General features: G+C 68.7%; 2 protein-coding genes. Both read left to right on the top strand.

The genetic code is table 11. The features are described from left to right. Window positions 1-91: 91 nt before the first annotated feature. Entirely contained in the window at window positions 92-502 is a 411-nt protein-coding gene (locus ACZ6ZQ_RS38470) for a RidA family protein (RefSeq protein ID WP_469773182.1), read from the top strand. A 110-nt stretch (window positions 503-612) separates the two neighbouring features. Further along, window positions 613-2,067, top strand: coding sequence for an NF041680 family putative transposase (locus tag ACZ6ZQ_RS38465; protein ID WP_469773181.1), 1,455 nt, complete (start codon window positions 613-615; stop codon window positions 2,065-2,067). Window positions 2,068-2,077 lie beyond the last annotated feature (10 nt).

Raw genomic sequence — 2,077 nt, 5'->3', positions numbered from 1 at the left:
AGCTTGTTCTTTAACCTCGCGCCGCGTCGGACGGTCGCGCGGTGGGAGAAACTTTGGTGCGTGTCGGGGGCAGACTGGTCAGACTCACGGCATGACAGCGAAGATCAGCCGCATCAACCCCGATCAGTTGCATGAGACACCGGGCTACCACCACATCACCGTGGTGGAGACCGGCCGAACGGCCTATCTGGCGGGGCAGTGCCCCCTCGACCAGGGCGGCTCTCTCGTCGGCCCGGGCTCCCTCGAGGTGCAAGTCGATCAGGTTGTCGTGAACGCACTAGCTGCCCTTGCGGCGGTGAATGCTCAGCCGCAGCACGTGGTGCGTTCGGTGATCTACGTGCGGAGCGATGACAGGCAGGACCTGGGCCTCGCCTGGCACCGGCTTACCGCTTCCGCCCTCGGGCCGGCCTTCACGTCCGCCAGCACGCTCTTGGGGGTTACGCAGCTGGGCTTCGCAGGGCAGCTGGTCGAGGTTGACCTCACCGTCGCGCTGCCCGACTGAGCGGCCTCGCGCCTCGAACAGCGTCTCGAACTGCTTCGCCCACATGGTCATGTGCCGGACGCCGAGGCGGCCTCCGTCTGATCATGTGCTCCGACCAAGGTGCACTGACCATGACGAAGGCCGTGAGGGTGAGTCTGCTGCCTGAAGCCGCTGTGGGTGAGGCGTTCGCGGAAGCGTCACGCTTTCGGGACGAGTTGTACGCGTGTCTGACCGTGCGGGGCGACGAGCTGTTCGAGCTGTCGGATGCGGTGTTGTGTGCGCCGGGTGCGGTGCACTCGGCGGTGGAGCTGACGCTGCTGCCCGAGCACCGGCGCGGGCACGGCGCGATGTATGACGCCCTGAACCGCGGCCGGATCGACACCGGGCGGCTGCGGTCGCTGCTGGCCGGCCTGCCGCTGCCCCGGTTCCCGGACGGCCGTCTGGTGCTGGCGGTGGACGTCTCGCCGTGGCTTCGGTCGGACGCGCCGTGTTCACCGGACCGGTTGTTCTGCCACGTCTACGGCCGGGCGAAGACAGCCTCGCAGTTCATCCCGGGCTGGCCGTACTCGTTCGTCGCGGTGCTGGAGATGGGCGCCACATCCTGGACGCAGATCCTGGACACGGTCCGGCTCGGCCCGGCCGACGACGCCACCGCAGTCACCGCCGCTCAGCTCCGCGACGTCATCGAACGGCTCATCGCCGCAGGGCAGTGGCAGCCCGGTGAGCCGGACATCGTAATCGTCACGGACGCCGGTTACGACGTGACCCGCCTGGCCTGGGTCCTGCGGGATCTGCCCGTCGAGCTGATCGGGCGGATCCGCGGCGACCGCGTGATGCGGTTACCGAAGCCGCCGCGGCTGCCCGGGACGAACGGCCGGCCGCCGAAGCACGGTCCGGAGTTCCGCTTTGCCAATCCGGAGACCTGGCCCGAACCGGCCGTCACCACTCGAACCGCCACGGCGAACTACGGCAAGGCCGTCACACAGGCGTGGGACCGGGTCCACCCGAGGCTGACCCACCGGGCCGCCTGGCTGGACCACGAAGGTGAACTACCTCTGGTCGAGGGGACGTTGATCCGGCTGGAGGTCGAGCACCTGTCGAAGGACCGTGAGGCGCCGGCGGTGTGGCTGTGGTCCTCGAGGACGGGCTCCAGCGACGCGGACGTCGACCGGGCCTGGCAGGCGTTCCTGCGACGCTTCGACCTGGAGCACACATTCCGGCTGTTCAAGCAGACCCTGGGCTGGACGAAGCCTCGGCTGCGGGAGCCGGAGGCCGCCGACCGATGGACCTGGCTGATCATCTCCACATACACCCAGCTCCGGCTCGCCCGCCCGCTGGCCCGGGACCTTCGGCACCCCTGGGAGAAGCCGGTCGCACCGAGCCGACTCACGCCTGCCCGGGTCCGACGGACGTTTCGGAACCTCCGCCAGCACATGCCCTGTCCCGCCAGAGCACCGAAACTCCACCAGCCGGGACCTGGACGACCACCCGGCACCAGGAACAGGCGCCGGGCACCCCGCTACGACGTCGGCAAAACCGTCCGCCGCGAGAAGACGCTTATCGCCCTACAGCGGTTCAAGGGTTAAAGAACAAGCT

The sequence above is a fragment of the Streptomyces sp. NPDC053673 genome, assembly GCF_055585225.1.
This window is presented reverse-complemented; position numbering and strand designations above follow the sequence as displayed.

Coding starts and splice junctions, on each gene's coding strand:
- ACZ6ZQ_RS38470 (WP_469773182.1), top strand. CDS start 92: ATGACAGCGAAGATCAGCCGCATCAACCCCGATCAGTTGCATGAGACA.
- ACZ6ZQ_RS38465 (WP_469773181.1), top strand. CDS start 613: ATGACGAAGGCCGTGAGGGTGAGTCTGCTGCCTGAAGCCGCTGTGGGT.